Origin of the sequence: Pseudomonas paeninsulae (assembly GCF_035621475.1) — a bacterium.
In the GTDB taxonomy this organism is placed as follows: Bacteria; Pseudomonadota; Gammaproteobacteria; order Pseudomonadales; family Pseudomonadaceae; genus Aquipseudomonas; species Aquipseudomonas paeninsulae.
Genome location: NZ_CP141799.1, coordinates 3,457,697 through 3,476,577 on the forward strand (window position 1 = coordinate 3,457,697; position 18,881 = coordinate 3,476,577).

The window sequence follows — 18,881 nt, forward strand, 5'->3', positions numbered from 1 at the left end:
CGATTATGGGCGAAAGCCTGCGGCAGCAGCAAACTCGCGGCAGTTGCGCCAAGCCAAACCGCGAACGCTTAACCACCGCCACGCAAGAATTTGGCGCTATGCTCGAATGATGATGCCTTTTCCCGCGCTGACCGACCTGCAGCAGCAATTGCGCCAACCCGTGGTGCGGGATTTGGCCTGGGTGCTGCTGTCACCGCCGCTGCTGAGCAGCCTACCATGGCCGCAACGCCACCCCCTCAGCGCCAGCCCATGGAGCCGCGCGCCTGGCGCGCTGGCCGACTGGCTGACCCGCCTCGACCGCGACCCTGGCAGTTTGCTGAACTGGCTGGCGCAGAGTTCGGTGCGCCGCCTGGGCCTGTATTACGAACGTCTCTGGCAATTCGCCCTGCACGCCGCCCCCGGCATCGAAGTACTGGCGGCCAACCTGCCGATCCGCGAAAACGGGCAGACCCTAGGCGAACTCGACTTGCTGTTGCGCGATGAGGAAGGCGTGCACCACCTGGAACTGGCGATCAAATTCTATCTCGGCCCGCAACGGCAAAGCGGCGCCGAACTCGCTCACTGGATCGGTCCAGGCTGCCATGACCGCCTGGATATCAAGCTCGACCATCTCAGCCAGCACCAGCTGCCCATGTCGGCACGCGGCGCAGCACGCCCGGCGCTGGCGGAACTCAACCTGTGCACTGCCCAGGCGGCGCTCTGGCTCGGCGGGTACTTGTTCTACCCCTGGGCAAAGCCTTGCGCGCCACCTCTGGGGGCCAACCCGCAGCACTTGACTGGCCGCTGGCTGCACCGGCGTGACTGGCCTGGTTTCGCCGCACAGAACGCCGACGGCTGCTGGCAGCCGTTGCCACGCGCAGCCTGGCTGGCACCTGCGCGAGTCGAGCGTGCCGACCGGTGGTCCGCCGAGACCCTGCAAGACTGGCTGCACGCCCTGCAGCCGCAGGCCAAGGCGCAATTACTGGTAGGGCTGCAGCGCAGCCCACAGGGCGACTGGCAGGAGGTAGAGCGGGTGTTTCTGGTCAGCGATGACTGGCCGTCAGCAACCCCTGACGCTGCTGAAAAATAGCCCGTGAGACTCCAGGGCAATCGTCAACCACTGACGCCGAGCCGGGTGCCGGCGGCGTCCCGTGGCAATCCTGATTAGCGGCTGCGTTCGGTACGTCCGCCGGAACGTGCCAGGTAACCCGAACCGCTTTCGCACATCAAGGCATCGCGCTGCACCGCCGGCAGCACATCCAAGCCCGCGCGCAGCGCGTAGGCACTGAAGCCCAGCTGCGCCAGCAAGAACACCGCACTGGCGCTGCGTTTACCACTGTCGCAATAGCACAGATAGGTACGCGCTTTATCCAGCAGCCGCGCCTTCAGGCGCAGGAGCTGCAACGGCATATGCAGGGATTCCAAGGCATGGGCCTGCTCGTATTCCTCTTGCAGGCGCACATCCAGCCACTGTGCACCGGCCGCCAGCAGGCGTGCCGCTTCGCCCAGCGAGACTTCATCGACCACCGGAGCCTTGAGCAACGAGAAGAAGTCCTGGCGATAGAGACGCAACACCACACCATCGTCGAGCAGGGTCACTGTGGCATTGCGTGGTCGATCGGCGAGCAGGGCTTCTTCACCAAAACAGGCACCCACTTCCAGCTCGGCCAACACCTGCTGCTCGCTAGCGGCACCACGAATCACTTCGGCGCGACCGCTTTCGAGGAAATAACAGCAATCGCCAGTCTCCCCTTCACGCAACAGGGTAGTGCCCGCCGCCAGTTCGATACGCTGTAGACGCCCAAGCATGGTGCGTACATTGCTCGGCGGCACCTTGGCGAATATGGGATTCTGCAGAAGACGCTCCAGCCACTCCACATCGGCATGCTTTTGGCCAAGTTCGAGGAGCAAATCCTGATAGGCCAGCCGCCAGGTCAGCAGCCGGTTGAGCGTTGCCGTGTCCACCGCCAGCAGGCTGGCATCGGTTACGGCACGCGCTTCATGCAGACGCGGCAAGCTGGGCGACAGCGGGTGACAACTGGCCTCACTGCCGGCGATCAGACGTTGCTGCTGACCATTGGGCGTCTGTAGCAGCAACTCTCCAGCGAGCAGGTAGTAAGTCAGGGCCGCCTGGTCGCCGTGGCGAAAGAGCAGCTGCCCGGCCAGCAGCGGCTGTGGTACCAACTGACTGCGCAGCTCCCGCCACTGCTGTTCGGACAGCACATTAAGCGGCGTAAAACTGCGCAACTGTTCAGGCTTCAGGGGGCTACTCATGGGTATCCAGGCTCCGCTGGTCAAGACTCTGAGGGTGCGCAAATTGCCAACTTCGTAGCGAGGGTTTTTTCACCGATTTGCATGCTCCGTCTCAGGCTGGCGCAACGCCGCGGCGCGCCCTTGCAAGCCGCCGGTATGCACGAACAGCAGACGACTGCCGCGCTCAAAGTAACCGGCCTCGACGCGCTGGCGCAACGCCATTAGCGCCTTGGCGGTATACAGCGGTTCCAACACCAACCCACTGGCCGCTTCACTGGCTCGAAGAAATTCCAGCAACGCCGCATCGACCTTGGCAAAACCACCGCGACTGGCATCCAGCAACTGATAGCCGCCATCTGCTGCACTCGCCTCGTCGAGAAGTGCCCGCACGTTTTGCGCCACGCCATGATCGGCAGGCACCGCCACGGCGCCGTAGACCGGATGAGCACCGGCCTCGCCCAGCACCAGGCCCGCCAGGGTCGTTCCCGTGCCCGCAGCCAGCCACCAGCCGTGATAATCCGCCCAACCGAGTACGCTCAGCTGCTCCTGCACCTGGCTCACCAACCCGCTACAACCCATAGCCCCCGGCAAACCACCGCCGCCCTCAGGCACCGGATACAGGGTGCAATAACGCTCACGCCAGGGTTCCCAGAAACCCGGCTGATGGCGGGCGCGATAGCCACCATAGCCGAGCCAGTGCAGCTGCATGCCGAAGCGCTGCAGATCGCGCACGGTAGGCGTGTCCTGCGGCGTGCCGCGGAGCAAACCAACCGTGGGAAAGTCGAAGCGTTTGCCCGCAGCGGCCAGCGCGTGCAGATGGTTGGAATGTGCGCCGCCGAGACTGATCAGCCCCTCGGCGCCGACCGCGCTGGCCGCTTGCAGGTAGGGCGCCAGCTTGAACCATTTGTTGCCACTGATCAGCGGATCGATCAGATCCAGGCGCAACACTGCCAGCTCGACCTCGGCTGCCGCCAGCCAATCCAGATGCAAGGGCTCGAGCGCTACCTTGGGCGCCCAGTCGGGGTCAACGAGTGGCAAGACCTAACCGACTGTGCGCAAGCGGCTACCGGCCTTATGCCGCTCGCAGCAGTTGGAATTACCAACGGTGAAGCGGCTCGGGGTGTCGACCCGATCGATCGGGATGGCGCAACGCTGACCACTGGGCAGTGCGGCCTCGCAACTCGGTTGCTGGTAGTGCGCCAGCCACTGGCGATACTGCACTTCGGAAACGAAACACTTGGCCGCGGCATAGGCCATGGGGTTGTCCCGATAGCTGCCGATGTCCTGCAAGGGAATGGTCAGGTGCCCGGCGCCAGGGTGATAGACCACGAAGACCACACCGAGCATGGCCAGGCGTTCGAGAATCTGCTCGCCGCCCTGGCCGACCAGTTCGTCGCACTGACGCTTGAGCCGCTCGACCTCATCATGCGACTGCGCGTCCTGCTCATTGCGGTAGGCGAGTTCGACATCGCGAATGGCGACTTGCTCTTTGTATTCGGCCACCGCAGAGGCGATTTTGGCTTGCAGTTCATTCTCGAACTGCACCCGCAAAATCTCGCCCTCAGTCCGGCCATGACGCTCCAACCCGCGCATTTTCTCGGTCATTTCCTCGCGGACCGATTGCATGCTGGCCGCCTGAACCGTCAATTGCGCCTTGAGAGTAGCGTTCAACTCCTGCTGTTGGCGCAACGCCTGGCGCAGCTCGCTCGCCTGCGCCTGAAGACTCTCGCATTGTTGTTCATTGGCCAACTTGAGCTTGGCCACTTCCTCTTCGCGTTGCTGGCTCAGGCTGCTGATGCGCAACCGCTGCTGCTTGATCAGCTGGGCGGTCTTCAGGCGGTGTTCCTGCTCCATCGTCTCGGCGACTTTATTGGCCACTTCCGCGGCCGCATCGGGTGCATACCACTTGTCTTCCGACGCCATGTGCAGGCGCTCGGGAGCAATCGCCAAGGCGCTATCATCCTCGACCAGTAAGCCCAGGTTGTTGCGCTTGACGGCGTCACGTAGCAGCACCAGGTCATTGTGCCCAGGTGCCAGATTCGGATCCCACAGGTGCATTTGGTGCCAGGACACCGGACACTGACTGCGGCAGGCTAGCCGAATCGGTCCGGCACCGAGGTCGGGGCCACGCCCGGCACGCTCGGACAGATGCTGCAGGGGAATATTCCAGCCCGAGTCCGGCGCGCCTTTTTCGTCAAAGTCCAGATAGAAGAACACCACCGCACGGATCAACAGGCGCGAATTGATCGCCACATAGGCAATACGCAGCTGCTGATCGGCGAACGCCGGCATGTTGACCACGCCATCGAGCAAGGCCTCGAACTCGGCAAAGAACATCTGCTTGCAGATGTCACCCCGCTCACTGAAGAACATCACGGCCTCAACCATCTGCGGCTTGTTCTGCATGCTCATCGGTTTCCCTCTAGGCCAATACGCTGGAATCAGCTAACGCAGGTAACGAGCAATCACACGAACGCTCTGCTCACAACCGTTTGCCAAGCTTTCGCAAGATGCCTGACAAGCAAGAAGAAACCCACTATACAGCCGCTATTGCTATATTCAGGCAAGTCTAGGGGAAAAGCCGACACCAGCAATGTGACTGGGTTGGCAGTCGCTCGGCCGCCAAGCTCGAGCGAGCCTGCGGCAGAGCAAAACTGTGATGGGTTTGGTGCAATCGGTTAGGACGTTTGGCCGGACAACAATGGCGCCAAACGTCTGGCCATTTCATCACCCAACACTTGCAAGCCGCTCATTGGCCGGATCATCACCTCGAATTCGACAATCTTTCCCTGCTCATCGAAGCGGATCATATCGATACCCTTAAGCTCGCGGCCACCCACCTTGGCAGCGAACTCCAGCACCACATCGAGGCCATCGACGCTGGCCAGTTGGCGATGGTAATGGAAGTCTTCGAAGACCTTGACTACCGTGCCGAGAATCAAGCTCACCAGCGGAGCGCCCAGATAGGGTTTGAAGGCCATGGGCGAGCGAAATACCGCCTGCGGATGCAGCAGCGCCGGCAGCGCACTCAGATCACCGGCAGCAATCATTGCATGCCATTTATCCAGTGCCTCGGCCACCGCCGGTTGCACGGCCAGCGCTGCAGTCGTGTTAGGCGCGCCCGTCATAGCTGCGCAGCCAGACGCGAACCCTGATCGATCGCCCGCTTGGCGTCCAACTCGGTAGCCACATCAGCACCGCCGATCAGGTGCACGCTTTGCCCGATTGCGACCAGCCCGTCCTGCAACTCGCGCAGCGGATCCTGGCCTGCGCACAGGATCACGGTATCCACCGCCAGCACCTGCGGTTCGCCCTCGCCAATACGAATGTGCAACCCCTCGTCGTCGACCTTTAGGTACTCGACCGAATTGAGCATCTGTACTTTTTTGTTCTTCAGACCGGCACGGTGAATCCAGCCAGTGGTCTTGCCCAGGCCGTCGCCAACCTTGGACTTCTTGCGCTGCAGGAGGAATACCTGACGCGCCGCGGCATGGGGCTGAGCCTGGATCCCGGCGACGCCGCCACGGGCTTGCAGTTGGGTGTCGATCCCCCACTCCTTCCAGAATGCCTCGCGATTGAGGCTAGTGGACTCGCCCTGATGGGTGATGAATTCGGAGACGTCAAAGCCGATACCACCGGCGCCGATCACTGCAACCTGCTGGCCAACCGGCTTGCGCTCGAGGATGGCATCCAGGTAGCTGATCACCTTGGGGTGATCCACACCGTTAATCGCCGGCGTGCGCGGGGCAATGCCGGTGGCCAGGATGACTTCGTCGAAGCCGCCCTTGGCCAGTTCCTCGGCACTGACTCGGGTGTTCAGGTGCAGATCGACGCCCGTGGTTTCCAGCTTGCGCTTGAAATAGCGCAGGGTTTCGAAGAACTCTTCCTTGCCCGGCACGCGCTTGGCTACGTTGAACTGACCGCCGATTTCGCTGGCCGAGTCGAACAGGGTCACGCTGTGGCCACGCTCGGCGGCCACGGTGGCGGCAGCCAGGCCAGCCGGGCCGGCACCCACCACGGCGACTTTTTTCACGTGGGTAGTGGCAATGTAATTGAGCTCGGTCTCGTGACAGGCGCGCGGGTTGACTAGGCAACTGGTCAGTTTGCCGCCGAAGGTGTGATCCAGGCAGGCCTGGTTGCAGCCGATGCAGGTGTTGATCTCGTCCGCGCGGCCGGCGGCGGCCTTGTTGACGAACTCCGGGTCGGCGAGGAACGGGCGGGCCATGGATACCATGTCGGCGTCGCCTTCGGCCAGCACCTGTTCGGCAATTTCCGGGGTATTGATGCGGTTGGTGGTGATCAGCGGGATCTTGACCTCGCCGCGCAGCTTGGCGGTGACCTTGGTGAAGGCCGCACGCGGCACCTTGGTGGCGATGGTCGGAATGCGCGCTTCATGCCAGCCGATGCCGGTGTTGATCAGGGTTGCGCCAGCCTGCTCGATGGCCTTGGCCAGCAACACGACCTCGTCCCAGCTGCTGCCTCCTTCGACCAGGTCGAGCATCGACAGGCGATAAATAATAATGAAGTTCGCCCCCACCGCCTCGCGCACGCGGCGGACGATCTCCACCGCCAGGCGCATACGGTTGGCGTAGCTGCCGCCCCAGCGGTCGCTGCGGTGGTTGGTGTGGGCAACGAGGAACTGGTTGATGAAGTAGCCTTCCGAACCCATGATCTCGACGCCGTCATACTCGGCCTGCTGGGCCAGCAGCGAGCAGGTGACGAAGTCCTGGATCTGCTTCTCGATGCCCTCTTCGTCCAGTTCTTTGGGCTTGAACGGATTGATCGGCGCCTGGATGGCACTCGGTGCCACCGACTTGGGGCTGTAGGCATAGCGCCCGGCATGCAGGATCTGCATGCAGATCTTGCCGCCCGCCTCGTGCACGGCCTGGGTGACGATCCTGTGCTTGTGCGCCTCTTCGGCGGTGGTCAGCTTGGCCGCCCCGGAGTAAACGCCACCTTCCTCGTTGGGACCGATGCCGCCGGTGACCATCAGGCCGACGCCGCCACGGGCACGCTCGGCGAAATAGGCGGCCATCCGCTCGAAGCCACCCGGCTTCTCTTCCAGACCGGTGTGCATGGAGCCCATCAGGGTGCGGTTACGCAAGGTGGTGAAGCCCAGATCCAGCGGGGCCAGCAGGTTCGGATAGCGTGCAGTCATGGAAGTCTCCACATCGAGCGTGTGCATTTCACGGAATGCCGTGGTCTCAACTGGACCACGGTCGGTATGAACCAGACAATAAAGAGCTGGCCCCGGCGCCTCAATGACCAAAAGTTACAAAATGATGATCAAAATTAACTCCGCCACTTGGCAGCCCCCCACTCATCGACCTACCCTGTAGCCATGATCCGTAAACTATCGATATTGCTCGTCACCCTGATTGTCGCCGGTTGCCTGCTGGCATTCCTGGTCTGGGCCGAACGGCGTCCAGACGCCCACTACCTGTCCGATCTGCGCAGCTCGATCAGCAGCGAGCCGGCACCGGCGCAGACGCGCGGCAATCTGCTGTTGATCCGCCCGCAGCTCTACCCGATGGATTACCAGAGCCCGGCCCACCTGCGCCTGAAACTCGCCGCCGCCCTAGATAACGCTCGCGACGCCGGCCTGCTCCGCCCCGACACCCTGGTGGCGCTGCCCGAGCATATCGGCACCTGGCTGCTGGCGCGCGGTGAGAAAGTCGAGTTCTACCAGGCCCGCAGTCGCCAGGAAGTGCGCGACTGGCTGCTGCTTGGCAACCCGCTGCTGGCCATCAAGGCGCTGCTGTTGAATCTGGATGCCGAGCGCCTGGATGAAGCCCTACTGCGGATGAAAGCCGAGCAGATGGCCGATGACTACCAGCAACTGTTCGCCGGTCTCGCCCGCGAGTACCGAGTTACCCTGCTGGCCGGCTCGATCCTGCTGCCCGAGCCGCGCGTGGAAGACGGCCGACTGCGCAGCGGCGAAGGCCCGCTGCGCAACCTCAGCCTGGTGTTTTCCCCGCAAGGCACTATCCAGGGCAGCCCCCACCTCGAGCCTTGGCCCTGGCGAGCCGACGCCACTGCGGCGCAACGTCTCAGCGTCGGCGCAGTGCATTACCGGGTTGAGCGCGACTGGCGCCCCGGCTATCCGCAGAGCAGCGTGCACCTGGCTGATGGCGATCGCAGCAGCCCGGCGCTGTTCCTGCGCGGCAAGCTGGACTGGCCGATTGGCGGGGCCTCGCGGGACATCCTGCTGATCCCCCGCGAGGTCGAGCAAGCCAGTCCGGCGCCAGGCAGTCATCTGCTGAACATCTGGATAGGCCGCGAGTGAAACCGCAACGAGTTCGCCTCGGCGACCTCTCGGTCGGCTTCATCCACAGTCTGGACGATGCCGTGCGCCAGCTTGGCCGGGATCCCCAGCCACTGCTCGACAACTATGGCCTCGACCCGGCCAGACTGGCCGAGCCCAGGGCGCGCCTGTCAATTCCGCGCTACATGCGCCTGGGTCATGCGGCCATTCAACTGACCGGCGAACCCGGCCTCGGCTTGCTGATGGGCCAACTGAGCCGCCTCAGCCAAGTGGGCTTGGCCGGCGTCACCGCAGCCCAGGCACCAACCGTGCGTGAAGCAGCTCGGGCGCTGATCCGCTTCGAGCCACTGTATGCGTCCAATTATCGCGGCCAGTCCAGCCTCCACGAAGACGCCCAGGGGGCCTGGCTGCGCTTCTATTCGATCAGCCCGTACAACGCCTACAACCGCTTCGTCATCGACTCGGTGCTGGCCGGCTGGGCCCAGCAACTGGGCAGCCTGGCCAATCAGCGCCTGCTGGTGGAAAAAATTCAGATCGAGTTTCCCGCACCCAGTTACAGCGCGCAGTACAGCGAGCTGTTCGACTGTCCGGTGGAGTTTGCTGGCGAGCACAACCAACTACGTCTGCAGCAGGCCACGCTCAACCTGCGCAATCCCGAGCACTGCCCGAGTACCTGGCAGCAGCTGCTGGCAATCTGTGAACGAGAACTCGAGCACCTGACCCGCACCCGCAGCCTGCGCGAGCGCATCACCCGCATGCTCGGACCGCTGCTGCACGGACGCGAGCCCGACCTGCAGGAAGTCGCCGCGAATCTGCAACTGCCAACCTGGACCCTGCGGCGCAAGCTGGCCGAGGAAGGCACGCAATTTCGCACCATCCTCAACGAAACCCGCCGCGACCTGGCCATGGCCTATATCCGCGACACCGAACTGGCCTTCGGTGAAATCGCCTATCTGCTCGGTTTCGCCTCGGCCGAGGCTTTCCAGCGCGCCTTCAAGCGCTGGAACCAGCAGACTCCGGGCGAATTCCGCCGCGCCCAACGCCAGGCCGTTAACGGCCTGTGACAGACGACTGGGATTAAATCTCGGTGGCGTCTTCAACCGGTTCGGCGTCGTCCTGGTCAAAGGCGCGGGACTCGAGCAGCTCTTCTTGATAGTCATCCATTGGTGGTTCCTCCCGCTTGATACTTTGGCCGATAAATGCACATGCCAATCAAGCTAAAGAGCAAAGATGAATACAAGATGACAGTTGGTCGCGGACAATAAAAAAACGGGAGCCCAATCGGGCTCCCGCACTCATTCTCAGAGAAAAGTCGCACTCGGCTCACACCGCGCGCAACAACAACCTCACCAGCGCTGCCGAAGCAACGCAGCCGCTAGTCTGACAAAGATCCACATAGCCATGGGTTTAGCTTTGTTGTCGCTGTGCAAAGAAATGTAACCCGCATGCCGCTGGCAGGCCGCCACGGCAACCGGCAGAATGCCGGCATGAGCGACCTCTACCTGCCCCCCTGCTGCACCACGCTGAGCGATCACTGGCCTCTACCCCGGGCGCTGCCCGGCGTACAGCTGATCAGTACGCGCTTCGATCCCGCGCGGCTCGACGCCGGCGACTTTGACCGCAGCGGCATCGCGGCCGTCAACGGCGTAGCCAAACGCCAGGCCGAATACCTCGCCGGCCGCCTGTGCGCACGCGAAGCCCTGCGCCGGGTGACCGGCATAGCCGCGGTACCGGCGGTCGGCGCCGACCGCGCGCCACAGTGGCCCGCCGAGGTTAGCGGCTCGATCACCCACGGCAGCGGCTGGGCCGCCGCCATGGTTGCGCACACCAGCGCCTGGCGCGGCCTGGGCCTGGATGTGGAGCGCAGACTGGTGCCGACGCGCGCCGAACGCCTGGCCGGAGAAATCCTCACCCCCGGCGAATTGCAGCAGTTGCAGGGCCTGACACCCGAGCAGCGCGCAGAACGCATCAGTCTGACCTTCTCGTTCAAGGAAAGCCTGTTCAAGGCGCTCTATCCCTTGGTCTTACAGCGTTTCTACTTCCAGGACGCCGAGCTGCTGAGTTGCCACGCCGACGGCAGCGCGCAACTGCGCCTGCTGGTCGAGTTGAGCGGCGACTGGCCGGCGGGCAGCGAACTGGATGGCCAGTTCGTCGAGTTCGACGGTTATCTGCTCAGTCTGGTTGCCATCCCCGCCTGATCCCTTGCAGAGCCCGGCCCATTCCGCCGGGCAAATCCGATAAACTCCAGCCATTGCCGCCAGGAGTGCCCCATGCGCGAAGAACTCAATCAAGGCCTGATCGACTTTCTCAAGGCCTCGCCCACCCCCTTTCATGCCACCGCGAGCCTGGCCCAGCGCCTGGAAGCTGCCGGCTACCTGCACCTCGACGAACGAGAGCCCTGGCATACCGAAGCCGGCGGCCGTTATTACGTCACCCGCAACGACTCCTCGATCATCGCCTTCAAGCTGGGCCTGCGCTCACCGCTTGAAGGCGGTATTCGCCTGGTTGGTGCCCACACCGACAGCCCCTGCCTGCGGGTCAAGCCGCAGCCGGAACTGCAACGCCAGGGTTTCTTCCAGCTCGGCGTGGAAGTCTACGGCGGCGCATTGTTCGCGCCCTGGTTTGACCGTGACCTGTCCCTGGCCGGACGGGTGACCTACCGGCGTGACGGCAAAGTGGAAAGCCAGCTGATCGATTTCCAACTCCCGATCGCGGTGATCCCCAATCTGGCCATCCACCTCAACCGCGAGGCCAATCAAGGTTGGGCGATCAACCCGCAGAACGAACTGCCGCCGATTCTGGCCCAGCTCGCCGGCAGCGAAGCGGCGGACTTCCGCGCCCTGCTCACCGAGCAACTGGCTCGCGAGCACGATTTCAGTGCCGATGCGGTGCTCGACTTCGAGCTGAGCTTCTACGACACCCAGAGCGCCGCGGTGATCGGCCTGAACGGCGACTTCATCGCCGGTGCGCGCCTGGATAACCTGCTGTCCTGCTACGCCGGCCTGCAAGCCCTGCTCGCCGCCCCGGAGGAAGAAAGCTGCGTGCTGGTGTGTACCGACCATGAAGAGGTCGGCTCCAGCTCGGCCTGCGGCGCCGATGGGCCGATGCTCGAACAGGTGCTGCGCCGCGTGCTGCCGGAGGGCGACGGTTTCGTGCGCAGCATCCAGCGCTCGCTGCTGGTCTCCGCCGACAACGCCCACGCGGTGCACCCCAACTACCCGGACAAACACGACGACAACCACGGTCCCAAGCTCAACGCCGGCCCGGTGATCAAGATCAACAGCAACCAGCGCTACGCCACCAGCAGCGAAACCGCCGGTTTCTTCCGCCATCTGTGCCTGGAAAACGAAGTGCCGGTGCAAAGCTTCGTGACCCGCAGCGACATGGGCTGCGGCTCGACCATCGGCCCGATCACCGCCAGCCAGCTGGGCGTGCGCACCGTGGATATCGGCCTGCCGACCTTCGCTATGCACTCGATCCGCGAACTGGCCGGTAGCCACGACCTGGCACACCTGGTCAAGGTGCTGACGGCCTTCTACGCCAGCGCCGAGCTGCCCTGATGATCAACGGCAGCTGCCTATGCGGGGCGGTGGCCTATGCCATCGAGCGGCTGGACAAGCCGATCGGTCATTGCCACTGCCTGACCTGCCAGAAAGCCCATGCAGCGGCCTTCGCCAGCACTGCTGGGGTGCTGCGCGAAGATTTCCGCTGGTTGCGCGGCGAGGAAAAACTGTCCAGCTACCAGTCATCGCCCGGCAAACTGCGCCGTTTCTGTTCGATCTGCGGTTCGCACTTGATCGCCGAACGTACCGGCCAGGCCCATATCATCGTCCGCGTGGCGACCCTCGATCAGGATCCCGGCGCACGCCCGGCCCAGCACATCTGGACCAGCCATGATCGCCCCTGGCTTACCGGTGACGAACTACCAACCTATGACGCGTGGCCACCGGGCCGCTGAATCACTCCGGCACCTCGACGCTGACATGCAGGGCGTCGTGGCGCCAAAACTCCAGATCGCAATCGATCAGACGGCCGTGCTGATCGCGGTTGATCCGTACGATGCGCAACGCTGGGCTGCCCACCGCCACTTTCAGCGCCGCCGCGGCTTCGCTGTGCAGAGCGGTGGGCACCATGTCGAAACGCACCCGGCCGTAATGAATGGCGTATTCGCTGGCATACAGTTCGGTCAGCGATAGGGTCAGGTCGAAGTCGAGTACGCTGGGGAAATAGCTCGGATTGAGGTAGTGCTCGACATACAGCACCAGGCGTCCGTCGATGCGCCGTGCCCGGCGAATCTGGATCACGCTGGACAACGCCGGCAATTCCAGCAGCTCGCAGATTTCCGCCGACGCCGGGAGCAGCCGCGCCGAGAGCACCTCGGTGGCCGGCACCCGCCCCTGCCCGGCGACCATCGCATGAAAATGCGAGCGCACCAGCGGATTGTAGGCCAGCCGCGGCGGCGAGACGAACCAGCCGCGCCGCTCCTCGCGGTACACCAGCCCCTGAGCCTCCAACTGACCGAGCGCCTCACGCAGGGTAATGCGTGTGGTATCGAAGACCTCACTGAGCTTGCGCTCGGCCGGCAACTGGCTGCCGGACGCCAACAGGCCATGCTCGATCTGTTCTTGCAAGGCCCGACAGATGGTGGTGACCGCACGCGGCGCTGCATCGCGCATCAGACTTCCTCTTTTGGACTAGTCCAGCCCCACTCCAGGGCATGAACTAGCGCGTTAATCCACAGCAATCATGTTGCAAGGCTAGGCAGTCTAGATGACCGGCCGATGACAGCAGACTAGCAAGCACCTCCCATACCAGCAGAAAACCACAACGTGCACTACAAAATCAGCCACTTATTCATGGTCTACGCTTGTTCTGCACGGACTCGCCAAGCATCTGGACATCCGCGAGGAACCGGCAATCATAAAACTGTCATTTGTCGGGCCTACATTGGCGTGGGTCTTGCTGATCTAGACCAACACTCTCACCGCAAAGGAGTTTCCAATGAAAAAACTGCTGCTAGCTTCATTGATGGGCTCGGCCATTGCCCTGGCAACCTCGGCCATGGCTGCCGACTCGGACCTGCAAGCGCTGGAACAAGCCGCACGCGCAGAAGGCGCGGTAAACAGCGTGGGCATGCCGGACAGCTGGGCCAACTGGAAAGACACCTGGGTGGATCTGGAGAAGCTCTACGGCCTCAAGCACATGGACACCGACATGAGCTCGGCCCAGGAGATCGCCAAATTCGCCGCCGAGAAAGACAACGCCAGTGCCGATATCGGCGACGTTGGTGCGGCGTTCGGCCCCATTGCGGTACAGCAAGGTGTTACCCAAGCCTACAAACCGAGTACCTGGGAACAGATTCCGAGCTGGGCCAAGGACGCCGACGGCCACTGGATGCTCGCCTACACCGGTTCCATCGCCTTTATCGTCAACAAGCAGCTGGTCAAGGATGTGCCGAAAAGCTGGGCCGACCTGAAAACCGGCAAGTACCGTATCGCCATCGGCGACGTCAGCGCCGCCGCCCAAGCGGTCAATGGCGTACTGGCCGCGGCCATCGCCAACGGCGGTGACGAGACCAACATTCAGCCGGGCCTGGACTTCTTCGCCGCCATCGCCGAGCAGGGCCGTTTGTCGCTGGCCAACCCGACCATCCAGACCCTGGAAAAAGGCGAAGTGGAAGTCGGCGTGGTCTGGGATTTCAACGGCCTCTCCTACCGCGACCAGATCGACCCGAGTCGCTTCGAGGTGCTGATTCCGTCCGACGGCTCGGTGATCTCCGGCTACACCACCATCATCAACAAGTACGCGAAGAACCCCAACGCCGCCAAACTGGCGCGCGAGTACATCCTCAGCGACGCCGGCCAGATCAACCTGGCCAAGGGCAACGCCCGGCCGATCCGCGCCGAGCACCTGACCCTGCCGGCCGAGGTTCAGGCCAAGCTGCTGCCTAACGAGCAATACGCCAAGGTCCAGCCGATCAAGGATGCCGCCGCCTGGGAAGCCACTTCCAAGGCCTTGCCGCAGCAATGGCAGGAGAACGTCATCATCAATATGGAGTAATAAGCAGCCGTAGGATGGGTTGAGCCGGCGATACCCATGTTTCACGCACCTTGATGGGTATCGCAAGCTCAACCCATCCTACGCAACCATCGAGATTGCCATGAAGCACAACGTCATCCTGGTGGTACTGGATGGCCTGAATTACGAGGTGGCCCGGCATGCGCTGGGGCATCTGCAGGCCTACTGCGGCGCCGAACGCGCAGCCTTGTACAAGCTCGAATGCGAGCTGCCCTCACTGTCCCGTCCGCTGTACGAATGCATCCTCACCGGCGTCAGGCCAATCGACAGTGGCGTGGTGCACAATCAGGTGGTACGCCTGTCCAATCAGCGCAGCCTGTTCCACTACGCCCGCGCTGCCGGCCTGAGCACCGCCGCCGCGGCCTATCACTGGGTCAGCGAGCTGTATAACCGCGCGCCCTTCGACGCCGTCCGCGACCGCCATACCGATGACCTCGACCTGCCGATCCAGCACGGCCATTTCTACTACGCCGACCACTACCCCGATTCCCACCTGTTCGCCGACGCGGAAAGCCTGCGCCGGCGCCACAGCCCGAACTTGCTCCTGGTGCACCCGATGAACATCGACGATGCCGGCCACAAGCACGGCCTCGATAGCGCGCAATACCGCAACAGCGCGCGGGTCGCCGACATCCTGCTCGCCGACTACCTGCAAGGCTGGCTCGATGCCGGCTACCAGGTGCTGGTCACCGCCGACCACGGCATGAACAACGACCGCTCGCACAACGGCCTGCTCGTCGAAGAACGCGAAGTGCCGCTGTTCGTGCTGGGCTCGGCCTTCAGCCTGAACCTCGACGCCCGGCCGAAGCAGACCGAGCTGTGCGGCACCATCTGTGAGCTGCTCGGCGCAGCCCACGACAAACCCGTTTGCAGAGAACTATTGAAATGAGCGCGTCACTCGAACGAAGCGCCAAGCTACCCGGCGCAGCGCAGCCGATAGCCGCGCCGCGCGCTCGACTATCGCCACGGCTCAAGGGCAAATGGTTGGCGGCACTGTGCCTGTTGCCCTTCGCCGTGTTTTTTCTGCTATTCCAGATCGCGCCGCTGGTGTGGGTGGCGGTCAACAGCCTGAACAGCGCCGAAGGCTGGGGCCTGGCTAATTTCGCCAAGGTGTTCAATTCCAGGTTCTACCTGCAGGCGATCAAACACAGCCTGCAGATTTCCTTCTGGTCGAGCCTGTTCGGCATGAGCATTGCCATCCTCGGCAGCTATTCACTGCATCAGGTGGATTCAAAGCTGCGCGATTTCGTCATGGCCTTCTCCAACATGACCAGCAACTTTGCCGGCGTACCGCTGGCCTTCGCCTTCATCATCCTGCTCGGTTTCAACGGCGCGCTGACCCTGCTGCTGATCAAGATCGGCCTAATCGAGAGCTTCAACCTCTACTCGAAGGACGGCCTGATCGTGCTCTACACCTACTTTCAGATCCCCCTCGGCGTGCTGCTGCTGTACCCGGCCTTCGACGCCCTGCGCGAGGACTGGCGCGAATCGGCCGCACTGCTCGGCGCCAACACCTGGGACTTCTGGCGGCATATCGGCCTGCCGGTGCTGACCCCGGCGCTGCTCGGCACCTTCGTCATCCTCCTGGCCAATGCCCTGGGCGCCTACGCCACCGTGTACTACCTGACCACCGGTAACTTCAACGTGATGCCGATCCGCATCGCCGGCCTGGTTTCGGGCGACATTTCCCTCGATCCAAACCTGGCCAGCGCCCTGGCGATGATATTGGTCGGCCTGATGGCAGTGATCACCGTGGCCCATCAACTGTTGCTGAAGAGGAGCAAGCATGTCTCGCGCTAACCCTGCGCCAGCGGCGCTTTACCACCGCATAGTGGTCTGGCTGCTGTTTCTGATTTTGCTGACGCCGCTGGCCGGCACCCTGCTCTATTCGTTGTCCACCAGTTGGTCGGCGAGCATCCTGCCCGATGGCCTGACCTTCAAGTGGTACCTGGCGCTGTGGAGCGACCAGCGTTTCCTCAACGCCTTCGGCCGGTCGCTGCTGGTGTGCTTTGGCGCCCTGGCGTTGTCGGTGGTGTTGATTCTGCCGCTGCTGTTCGTGGTGCATTACCACTTCCCCAAACTCGACGGGCTGATGAATATCCTGATCCTGCTGCCCTTCGCCGTGCCGCCGGTGGTGTCCTCGGTGGGCCTGTTGCAACTGTATGGCTCGGGGCCGCTGGCGATGACCGGCACACCGTGGATTCTGGTCGGCTGCTACTTCACCATCGCCCTGCCTTTTATGTACCGGGCGATCACCAACAACCTGCAGGCGATCAACCTGCCGGACCTGATGGACGCCGCCCACCTGCTCGGCGCCAGCACTTGGAAGGCGGCATTTCTGGTCGTACTGCCCAACCTGCGCAAGGGCCTGATGGTGTCGCTGTTCCTCTCCTTCAGCTTCCTGTTCGGCGAGTTCGTGTTCGCCAACATGCTGGTCGGTACCCGCTATGAAACCCTGCAGGTCTACCTCAACAACATGAAAAACAGCAGCGGCCACTTCAACAGCGCCCTGGTGATTTCCTACTTCTTCTTCGTGCTGGTCTTCACTTGGGCCGCCAACCGCCTGAACAAGGACAAGTCATGAGTTACCTGAGCATCCAGAGTCTGCACAAAAGCTATGGCGATATCTCGATCTTCAGCGATATCAACTGCGAAATCGGCAAGGGCGAATTCGTCACCCTGCTCGGCCCCTCGGGCTGCGGCAAGTCCACCCTGCTACGCTGCATCGCCGGTCTGACCGAAGTGGGCGGTGGGCAGATCCTCCTCGATGGCGAAGACCTGGTGCCGCAAGCGCCGCAGAAGCGCGGCATCGGCATGGTATTCCAGAGCTATGCGCTGTTCCCAAATATGACCGTGCAGCAGAACGTCGCCTTCGGCCTACGTATGCAGAAGGTCAGCAAGGAGGAAAGCGTCCAGCGTGTTCAGGAAGCCCTGGACATGGTCGAACTCGGTGACTTTGCCGCGCGCTACCCGCATCAGCTGTCCGGCGGCCAATGCCAGCGTGTGGCCCTGGCCCGCTCCCTGGTGACCCGCCCGCGCCTACTGTTGCTTGACGAGCCGCTCTCGGCCCTGGATGCACGCATCCGCAAACACCTGCGCGAACAGATCCGCGCCATCCAGCAGGATCTCGGCCTGACCACCATCTTCGTCACCCACGACCAGGAAGAAGCCCTGGTCATGTCTGACCGCATCTTTCTGATGAATGCCGGCAAGATCGTCCAGAGCGGCGATGCGGAAACCCTCTACACCGCGCCAATCGATGCCTTCGCCGCCGGTTTTATCGGCAACTACAACCTACTCGATGCCGATGCCGCCAGCCGCTTGCTCGGCAGGCCGATCGGCAGCCGTATCGCCATTCGCCCGGAGGCTATTCAGATCAGCAGCCAGGGCAGCATCGAGGGACAAATCCGCAGCCACAGCCTGCTCGGCAACGTCATCCGTTACCGCGTCGAAGCCCGTGGCGTCGAGTTGCTGGTCGATGTATTGAACCGCTCGGTCGAGGACATGCACGGCCGCGGCCAACGTATAGCGCTGACCATCGAAGCCGACGCGATCCGGGAGGTGGCGTAATGGCCCTGGCAATCTTCGATCTGGACGAAACCCTGATTCACGGTGACTGCGCCAGCCTGTGGAGCGCGGAAATGGCCAAGCTCGGCTGGGTCGACGGCGAGAGTTTTATCAAGAAAGACCATGAGCTGATGGCGCTCTATGCCGAAGGTAAACTGGCCATGGAGGATTATATGACCTTCAGCCTCTCGCCTCTGGTCGGGCGCAGCGCCGAGGAAGTCGCCTTCGTCGTCGAGCCCTATGTCGAGGATGTGATCGAACCGCTGCTGTACAGCGACGCCACCCGCTGCCTGGCCAACCACCGCGCCGCCGGTGACCGCATTCTGATTATCTCTGCTTCCGCGCATTTTCTGGTCAGCGCCATCGCCGCGCGTCTCAAGGTCAAGGATGTGCTGGCCATCGACCTCGAGGAGCAACACGGCACCTACAGCGGCCGCACCCACGGGGTGCTGACCTACCGCGAGGGCAAAGTCACGCGCCTGCAAGCCTGGCTCGAACAACAGGGTGAAAGCCTGGACGGCGCCTACTTCTACTCCGACTCGCGCAATGACCTACCGCTGCTGCAACGGGTCAGCAAACCGCGCGCGGTCAACCCGGACCTGGTGCTGCGCCAGCATGCCGAACAGGCCGGCTGGCCGATTCTGAGCTGGCACTGACTACCCACTTGCGGCCGAGTAGCAGCGCAATGCTGTTGGCCTGATCGTTGATCAGGTCGTAGTCAGCCTGAGCTAGGCGCAGA

At 62.9% G+C, this 18,881-nt stretch carries 18 protein-coding genes; 12 read left to right on the forward strand and 6 right to left on the reverse strand.

Annotated elements, in window-relative coordinates:
• Positions 1-109: 109 nt before the first annotated feature.
• Positions 110-1,069 carry a DUF1853 family protein gene (locus tag VCJ09_RS15910; protein WP_324731110.1) on the forward strand — a complete coding sequence of 320 codons (960 nt, stop codon included), beginning with the start codon at positions 110-112 and terminating at the stop codon, positions 1,067-1,069.
• A 74-nt stretch (positions 1,070-1,143) separates the two neighbouring features.
• Here the strand turns inward: VCJ09_RS15910 and VCJ09_RS15915 are convergent, their stop codons facing one another.
• The 5 genes from VCJ09_RS15915 to VCJ09_RS15935 form a co-directional block, all read right to left on the reverse strand.
• On the reverse strand, positions 1,144-2,253 hold the full coding sequence (locus tag VCJ09_RS15915) for a cyclic nucleotide-binding domain-containing protein (RefSeq protein WP_324731112.1): 1,110 nt from the start codon (positions 2,251-2,253) through the stop codon (positions 1,144-1,146).
• Between the two features lie 69 nt (positions 2,254-2,322).
• A complete protein-coding gene (locus tag VCJ09_RS15920) occupies positions 2,323-3,270 on the reverse strand; it encodes a 1-aminocyclopropane-1-carboxylate deaminase/D-cysteine desulfhydrase (RefSeq protein WP_324731113.1) in 948 nt (315 codons plus the stop codon).
• 3 nt (positions 3,271-3,273) lie between these two features.
• Positions 3,274-4,644, reverse strand: coding sequence for a chromosome partitioning protein ParA (locus VCJ09_RS15925; RefSeq protein WP_324731114.1), 1,371 nt, complete (start codon positions 4,642-4,644; stop codon positions 3,274-3,276).
• 266 nt (positions 4,645-4,910) lie between these two features.
• On the reverse strand, positions 4,911-5,360 hold the full coding sequence (locus VCJ09_RS15930) for a nuclear transport factor 2 family protein (RefSeq protein WP_324731115.1): 450 nt from the start codon (positions 5,358-5,360) through the stop codon (positions 4,911-4,913).
• The gene (locus VCJ09_RS15935; RefSeq protein WP_324731116.1) at positions 5,357-7,390 is read right to left on the reverse strand and encodes an NADPH-dependent 2,4-dienoyl-CoA reductase; all 2,034 of its coding nucleotides are present in this window, start codon (positions 7,388-7,390) and stop codon (positions 5,357-5,359) included. Before VCJ09_RS15935 ends, VCJ09_RS15930 begins: the two co-directional genes overlap by 4 nt.
• A 183-nt stretch (positions 7,391-7,573) precedes the next feature.
• On the opposite strand from VCJ09_RS15935, the gene VCJ09_RS15940 reads away from it, so the two are divergent.
• From VCJ09_RS15940 to VCJ09_RS15960, 5 genes are all read left to right on the forward strand, one after another.
• The gene (locus tag VCJ09_RS15940; protein ID WP_324731117.1) at positions 7,574-8,518 is read left to right on the forward strand and encodes a carbon-nitrogen hydrolase family protein; all 945 of its coding nucleotides are present in this window, start codon (positions 7,574-7,576) and stop codon (positions 8,516-8,518) included.
• Positions 8,515-9,561 carry an AraC family transcriptional regulator gene (locus VCJ09_RS15945; RefSeq protein ID WP_324731118.1) on the forward strand — a complete coding sequence of 349 codons (1,047 nt, stop codon included), beginning with the start codon at positions 8,515-8,517 and terminating at the stop codon, positions 9,559-9,561. The genes VCJ09_RS15940 and VCJ09_RS15945 overlap by 4 nt, the downstream gene beginning before the upstream one ends.
• A gap of 423 nt (positions 9,562-9,984) precedes the next feature.
• Positions 9,985-10,695, forward strand: coding sequence for a 4'-phosphopantetheinyl transferase family protein (locus VCJ09_RS15950; protein WP_324734677.1), 711 nt, complete (start codon positions 9,985-9,987; stop codon positions 10,693-10,695).
• Between the two features lie 72 nt (positions 10,696-10,767).
• Positions 10,768-12,057 (forward strand): M18 family aminopeptidase, encoded by a 1,290-nt coding sequence (locus VCJ09_RS15955; RefSeq protein ID WP_324731119.1) that lies wholly within the window; start codon positions 10,768-10,770, stop codon positions 12,055-12,057.
• Positions 12,057-12,455, forward strand: a complete 399-nt coding sequence (locus VCJ09_RS15960) for a GFA family protein (protein WP_324731120.1) — start codon at positions 12,057-12,059, stop codon at positions 12,453-12,455. Before VCJ09_RS15955 ends, VCJ09_RS15960 begins: the two co-directional genes overlap by 1 nt.
• Position 12,456: 1 nt before the next feature.
• On the opposite strand, the gene VCJ09_RS15965 is transcribed toward VCJ09_RS15960, so the two are convergent.
• On the reverse strand, positions 12,457-13,173 hold the full coding sequence (locus tag VCJ09_RS15965; protein ID WP_324731121.1) for a UTRA domain-containing protein: 717 nt from the start codon (positions 13,171-13,173) through the stop codon (positions 12,457-12,459).
• Between the two features lie 325 nt (positions 13,174-13,498).
• On the opposite strand from VCJ09_RS15965, the gene VCJ09_RS15970 reads away from it, so the two are divergent.
• The 6 genes from VCJ09_RS15970 (at position 13,499) to VCJ09_RS15995 (ending at position 18,798) form a co-directional block, all read left to right on the forward strand.
• Positions 13,499-14,557, forward strand: a complete 1,059-nt coding sequence (locus VCJ09_RS15970) for an ABC transporter substrate-binding protein (protein WP_324731122.1) — start codon at positions 13,499-13,501, stop codon at positions 14,555-14,557.
• A 100-nt stretch (positions 14,558-14,657) separates the two neighbouring features.
• Positions 14,658-15,464, forward strand: a complete 807-nt coding sequence (locus VCJ09_RS15975; protein ID WP_324731123.1) for an alkaline phosphatase family protein — start codon at positions 14,658-14,660, stop codon at positions 15,462-15,464.
• Complete coding sequence (locus VCJ09_RS15980; protein ID WP_324731124.1) at positions 15,461-16,375, forward strand: ABC transporter permease; 915 nt, start codon at positions 15,461-15,463, stop codon at positions 16,373-16,375. Before VCJ09_RS15975 ends, VCJ09_RS15980 begins: the two co-directional genes overlap by 4 nt.
• Entirely contained in the window at positions 16,362-17,159 is a 798-nt protein-coding gene (locus VCJ09_RS15985) for an ABC transporter permease (protein ID WP_324731125.1), read from the forward strand. The genes VCJ09_RS15980 and VCJ09_RS15985 overlap by 14 nt, the downstream gene beginning before the upstream one ends.
• Positions 17,156-18,145, forward strand: coding sequence for an ABC transporter ATP-binding protein (locus VCJ09_RS15990; protein WP_324731127.1), 990 nt, complete (start codon positions 17,156-17,158; stop codon positions 18,143-18,145). The genes VCJ09_RS15985 and VCJ09_RS15990 overlap by 4 nt, the downstream gene beginning before the upstream one ends.
• Complete coding sequence (locus VCJ09_RS15995; protein WP_324731128.1) at positions 18,145-18,798, forward strand: HAD family hydrolase; 654 nt, start codon at positions 18,145-18,147, stop codon at positions 18,796-18,798. Before VCJ09_RS15990 ends, VCJ09_RS15995 begins: the two co-directional genes overlap by 1 nt.
• Positions 18,799-18,881 lie beyond the last annotated feature (83 nt).